This window comes from uncultured Lamprocystis sp. (assembly GCF_903933125.1).
Taxonomy (GTDB): domain Bacteria; phylum Pseudomonadota; class Gammaproteobacteria; order Chromatiales; family Chromatiaceae; genus Thiodictyon.
In genome coordinates, this window is the sequence record NZ_CAIZIZ010000129.1 from 1 (window position 1) to 5379 (window position 5379).

Here is a 5379-nt window from a genome sequence, read left to right on the forward strand (position 1 = left end):
GGCGGGGCGTGTAACCCGACCGTTCGGGGTGACCGCGGCATCCATCGCGGCGGGACGCCGCTCCCACGGGGTCACTGCGCGGCTTTCACGGTAAAGCCTTCAGTCCGATTCGTCGATACCCGTGTGGCTCAAAACCGCGCGATTACGCCCGTTGGCAGCCACAGAGTCAGCGGTGAATCCGGAAACCGCTCGAACTCGTAACGCTCGTACCAAGCACGCGCCTGCTCGTGTTTGGTATCGACGATGACGCTGGTGATGTGCTGCCAGGGCTTGGATAGGCATCGCCACAGAGCCGTCAGGGTTCGCCTGACTCGGACCGCCAGGCCCGATAGCGCTGGACGGCCGCCGCGAGCTTCGACCGAGGTTTATCCAGGTTGTCCAAGGCCGCGACGAAGACCTCCCAGTCGCGCGGGGACAGCGTGAGTGATTCCGCCTCACCCAGAACCTGTTGTGCGCGCTCCTGCGCGGTTCGACATGTTCAATGCGGGCCAGTCGGGTCGCTGCCAGTTCCAGCGCATGACGCACCGGCCGCGCTGGCCTGCTCCAGTCGTCCGATTTGATGGTTGTGGAGTTTGGACAGCAGGAGCAACGCGGTGACCGCTCCGATGAGTGCGAACAACATGTCGGATTGCGTGTCCCAGGGATCGCCCTGGGTGCCGAGAAACGCGTCTGCACCGGCGCCAAGCGCCAGGGCGGCACCCCACTCGATGAGTTCATAGGCCGCGCTGATCGCCAGGACGATGCAGACAACGATGAACGCCAGCATCTTGCGTCCATTCACATAGTGGCCGCGAATCAGTAGCTCGCGCGCGGCCAGCGCGGGAACGAAGCCCTGGAAGAAATGGCCGATCTTGTCGTACGGGTTGCGTTGCAGGTCGAGCGCCTGCGCAATGTCAAAGCCAAGCGGCACCCTGGCGTAGGTGTAGGCGCCGCCGAGCATCAGCACCAGGGCATGTAGAAAGATGCACACATACAGCAGCGTCGAGAGTGGGAAGCGCCGATAGGTTGCGCCAAGCACGGCGAGCACCAGGACGACCGGAAAGACCTCCATGATCCAGGTCAGGCGGTCGTAGGGGTGGGCGCCTGACCACGCCAGCAGGCCAAGCAGAGCGGCCAAGGCAATCAGGAGCGGCTTGGTGCGGTCAGTGGGCATGGATGTTGCGCTACCTCATGATTTGCGATGGGAGTGTGGGCGCCGGAGCCGCAGGACAGTGACCGACATACGGCGCGATACGCTGCGCTATTACGCCCTACGGGCGCGGTTTCATCGCGTCGATACGCTTCCCGCTCTCATTCGATAAGGGGAGCAGACCCAAAGAACGCGGCAGCCGCCGGATGCAGCGGCACGGTCAGCCCGGTGGCCGCGGTCTGGCGGTTGATCTGCGATCCGGCGGCCGACCCGGCGCCCATGAAGTCGATCCGCTCGAACAGGGTCGCGAGCACCCGGTTGACATCCGCCGCCGGCAGGCTCGCGGGGGCGGCCAGCAGGGCGGTCACCGCGAGCGTGCGCACTTCGGTCAGTTGCCCAGGGTAGGTGAGCGGCGGCAAGTCCAGGGGAACCAGTCCGGAGCCTGAACCGGCGAGCGTGCGCTGGACCTCCGGCGACAGTGACAGGAACTGAATCCGGCCGCGGGCCGCCGCGTCCTGGATGAGCCGTGCCGGGGCATTGATGGTGGCGATGACCGCGTCGGTGCGGCCGGCGGCAAGGTCATCGAGTCCTTGCTCCAGGCTGGTCTCGTGAACCTCCTGGAGGTCCCCCAGCGCGAGGCCGCTGCCCTGCAGCAGCAGGAGCGCGTTCTCACGACTGCCTGAATCAGGCAAACCGATCGCAACCCGCTTGCCGGCGAGTTCCCGCAAGTCCGCGATCGGCGAACCGCCCGCGACCATGACATGCACGGGCTCCGGGAACAGGCTCGCCAGGGCACGCAGCCCGTGATCGGGGCCGGCCTGAGCGAAGGGGTGCGCGCCCAGCATGGACGCGGCAGCCAGATTATTCTGCACCAGGGCGAGATCCGCACGCCGATTACGCAGCCGATCGAGGTTCTCCCGGCTGCCGGCCGTCGTGAGCGCATCGGCGGCGGTTCCTTGTTCGACCAGGGTCTGGGCGAGCAGTTGCGCCACCCCCAGATACTCCCCGCCGGTTGGGCCGCCGGCCAGGATCAGCGACTGATCCAGACGACCCAACCGCTCGACGATCGCGTCCACGGCTTCGCCGACCTCCTCGACGATGATCTGCCGCTGGCGCGGTGGATCGGCCGTCTTGCGCTCGTAGAGTTGCATCAGGCGCGCGAACAACTGCTGGGACTGGGCACTGGTGGCCGGGCTCAGGGGCGCCGAGGGGGTACCCACCTCGGGTAACACCGTGACCACCGGCGCCCACGCGTCGCCGTCGCTGACGAAGCTCGCGCTGCCGTGCACAGTGACCCGATCGCCGCGCTGGTTGCCGGCGGTCTTGAGTCCGCCGACGCCCTTCTCGGTCGCCCCCAGGAGGTTCGCGAAGGCGGCGACGCTCAAAGCGTCCCAGGAGGAGAAGTCCAGGTCGCGTTCGAGCGTCAGCACGGCGTTGAAATAGACGATGCGCTGCGGTCGGCCCTGCGCATCCGCGCTCAAGGGCCCGCTGCCCATGCGGCGCAGGCTGGTCAGGGCGATGGTGTCCGGCCCGAGGGCCTGCGTCAGTCGCTCCTGAACTGTCTCCGTCACCGCCGACGCATCCGGCGCGACCTCACAGGCAGCGAGCACGAGAGCGGCCAGCACGACGGCCAGCCAACGGGCAGCAATCTGAAACAAGGGGCGATGCATGATCAAAACCCGAACCAGGGCAGTGCGAGGAAACCCTGGATCACGACGGCGTTGGTGATATCGATCAGGAAGGCGCCAATCACCGGGACCAGCAGGAAGGCGAGCGGCGACGGGCCATAGCGGCTGGTGATGGCCTGCATGTTGGCGATGGCGGTCGGGGTGGCGCCGAGCTGGAAGCCGCACTGGCCGGCGGCGATGACCGCCGCATCATAGTCCCGGCCCATGACGCGGAACGTCAGGGTGATCGCCAAACCGACCACCAGCAGGGCCTGAAGCGTCAAGATGATCAGGATCGGCAGGGCCAGACTGACCAGTTCCCACAGACGCAGCGTCATCAGGGCCATCGCCAGGAACAGCGACAGACAGACCGTGCCGAGCAGCTCCACCGTGGGCCCGTCCACCTGATAGAAGCCGCGCAGTCCCAGGACATTGCGCAACAGGATACCGGTGAGCAAACACCATACGAAGGTCGGCAGGTGAATGCCGGGCACGATGACATGCTCCGCCAGCAGGGTGCCCAGACCCAGACAGACCATCAGGAGCAGGACCGACTCCATCAGCGACTCCGGACTCAAGGGCCGACGTTCATCCGTGGTCAGTGAGCCGGGACCGACATCCTCGGCCGTCACCGCGAGCGGCTTCAGCCCGTGACGGTGAATCAGCCATTGGGCGACCGGGCCGCCCAGGACGCCGCCGAGCACCAGCCCAAAGGTGGCGCAGGCCATGGCCACCTCCACCGCCCCTTGCAGGTTGTTGACCTCACCGAAAAGCTGGCCGTAAGCCGCCCCGGTGCCGTGGCCGCCGGACAGGGTCGCGGAACCGCCCAGAATGCCCATCAATGGGTGCAGATCGAGGACACGGGCCAGCGCGATGCCCAGGCCATTTTGCAGCAGCAGGGCCAGCACCACGACGGCGAACAGGATCACCAGCTTGCGTCCACCCCGCGCCAGCATGCGCAAATCGGCACCCAATCCAATGGTCGAGAAGAACACCAGCAGCAGGGGCGCCTGGGCGCGGGTGTCGAATTGCAGTTCCAGGTCACCGCCCATCCGCGCCAGGGTGAGCAGGAGCGCCGCCGCCAACCCACCAACCACCGGCTCCGGAATGCTGTAGGTTTGCAGCACCCCGACACGGGTGATCAAGGCCCGACCCGCGAGCAGGACCAGGATGGCGGCGACGGCGGTCAGCGCGAGCGGGATCTCAACCTGCATGGGGATTCAAGTCCAGTCGGGATAAGCGGGCCGGCGCGGCACGGGAGCGCCAGGGCAGCCATCGAGCGTCGCCGACTAGGGTAAGCGAAAACGGGCGTTTGGTGCAGACCGGATAGCGCCACGTTAGACTCGCGGCCAGCGCTTGATCCTATTGATCACCGCGGCACAGCGGCCGCATGGGGGTGTTGATGCGTGTCCTCATCATCGGCGGTACCGGCAACCTCTCCTACGCCTGCTCGGTGGCGGCCTTGGAGTCAGGGTTCGAGGTCTTCAACCTGAACCGAGGGCTCAAACCGGAACAGTCCGCCGCGGGGGTGATCACCCTCACAGCGGATATTCGGGATCTGGATGCGGCACGTACCGTGTCTCCAGCCGCCGGCCTCGTCGGCTCTTGATATAGCCGAGGTGATAGCCGGACGTAGGGACGGGTTTTAAACCCACCCCTACACCAAGGGCCTGTCCGGATATCAGGGACGGACGACGATCATCAGGGATAGATCAATCTTCCGGCCCACCTTCCTCGACGGCCAGGGGGACATAGCCGGCGCGCAGGGCGCCCGCGTGATGGAGATAAGCGAGGAGCTGGTTGACCGACTCGGCCACCGACAGCCGGTCCGCAGCAACGTGAACCTCCGGGGTCTCCGGCGGCTCGTAGGGGCTGTCGATACCGGTGAACTGCTTGATCTCGCCGCGGTCCGCCTTGGCATAGAGCCCCTTGGGATCACGCTTGCGACAGACGTTGATGTCGGTATCGATGAAGACTTCGACGAACTGACCCGCCGGCAGGATATCGCGGACGATCTGGCGATCGGCCCGGAACGGCGAGATAAAAGCCGCCAGCACGATGAGCCCGCCGTCGACCATCAGCCGCGCAACCTCACCCACCCGTCGGATGTTCTCCTTACGGTCCTGATCGCTGAACCCCAGGTCCTTACAGAGTCCATGGCGGACATTGTCCCCATCGAGCAGATAGGTGTGGTAACCCTGAGCAGTCAGGACCTGCTCCAAGGCTCCGGCAATGGTGGACTTGCCCGACGCACTCAGACCCGTGAACCAGATCAGCAGTGGATGCTGAGACTTTTGATCCGCACGGGTCGCTTGGTCCACCGGGTGGCTGTGCCAGACGATGTTATCAGCCATGGATGAAGACTCCTTACGATTGCAAATGTAGGTCGATGACGAACGGACCGGGGGCAGCGAGCCAATGAGCCCCGTCGCGCCCCGTCAATCCGGTCTTTTACCTGGAATCGGGGGTCTCTGTCTATCCGCGATGGAACATCAGCCACCCGGAAGATGAATGTTCCCGTGGGAGCGGCGTCCCGCCGCGATGCGGTGCCGCGGTGACCTCGAACGCGGCGGTGACGCGCCC

5 protein-coding genes and 1 pseudogene are annotated in these 5379 nt (G+C 65.7%); 1 reads left to right on the forward strand and 5 read right to left on the reverse strand.

The window, feature by feature from the left end:
* Positions 1-295: 295 nt before the first annotated feature.
* The 4 genes and pseudogenes from QZY03_RS32005 to gltS form a co-directional block, all read right to left on the reverse strand.
* A pseudogene (locus tag QZY03_RS32005) lies at positions 296-460 on the reverse strand (DUF1778 domain-containing protein); the annotation flags it as partial.
* Between the two features lie 18 nt (positions 461-478).
* On the reverse strand, positions 479-1153 hold the full coding sequence (locus QZY03_RS06175; RefSeq protein ID WP_295579136.1) for a DUF2238 domain-containing protein: 675 nt from the start codon (positions 1151-1153) through the stop codon (positions 479-481).
* 137 nt (positions 1154-1290) lie between these two features.
* Positions 1291-2799, reverse strand: a complete 1509-nt coding sequence (locus QZY03_RS06180) for a TAXI family TRAP transporter solute-binding subunit (RefSeq protein ID WP_295579138.1) — start codon at positions 2797-2799, stop codon at positions 1291-1293.
* A gap of 2 nt (positions 2800-2801) precedes the next feature.
* On the reverse strand, positions 2802-4010 hold the full coding sequence (gene gltS / locus QZY03_RS06185) for a sodium/glutamate symporter (RefSeq protein ID WP_295579140.1): 1209 nt from the start codon (positions 4008-4010) through the stop codon (positions 2802-2804).
* A 188-nt stretch (positions 4011-4198) separates the two neighbouring features.
* Between gltS and QZY03_RS06190 the strand changes: the two genes are divergently transcribed.
* Positions 4199-4405, forward strand: a complete 207-nt coding sequence (locus QZY03_RS06190) for a hypothetical protein (protein WP_295579142.1) — start codon at positions 4199-4201, stop codon at positions 4403-4405.
* A gap of 103 nt (positions 4406-4508) precedes the next feature.
* On the opposite strand, the gene cysC is transcribed toward QZY03_RS06190, so the two are convergent.
* Positions 4509-5150: an adenylyl-sulfate kinase gene (gene cysC, locus QZY03_RS06195; protein ID WP_295579145.1), complete on the reverse strand. Its 642-nt coding sequence runs from the start codon at positions 5148-5150 to the stop codon at positions 4509-4511.
* Positions 5151-5379 lie beyond the last annotated feature (229 nt).

Bases quoted from the DNA above. Each gene is read 5' to 3' on its own strand.
- QZY03_RS06175 (WP_295579136.1), bottom strand. From the start codon at position 1,153: ATGCCCACTGACCGCACCAAGCCGCTCCTGATTGCCTTGGCCGCTCTG.
- QZY03_RS06180 (WP_295579138.1), bottom strand. From the start codon at position 2,799: ATGCATCGCCCCTTGTTTCAGATTGCTGCCCGTTGGCTGGCCGTCGTG.
- gltS (WP_295579140.1), bottom strand. From the start codon at position 4,010: ATGCAGGTTGAGATCCCGCTCGCGCTGACCGCCGTCGCCGCCATCCTG.
- QZY03_RS06190 (WP_295579142.1), top strand. From the start codon at position 4,199: ATGCGTGTCCTCATCATCGGCGGTACCGGCAACCTCTCCTACGCCTGC.
- cysC (WP_295579145.1), bottom strand. From the start codon at position 5,150: ATGGCTGATAACATCGTCTGGCACAGCCACCCGGTGGACCAAGCGACC.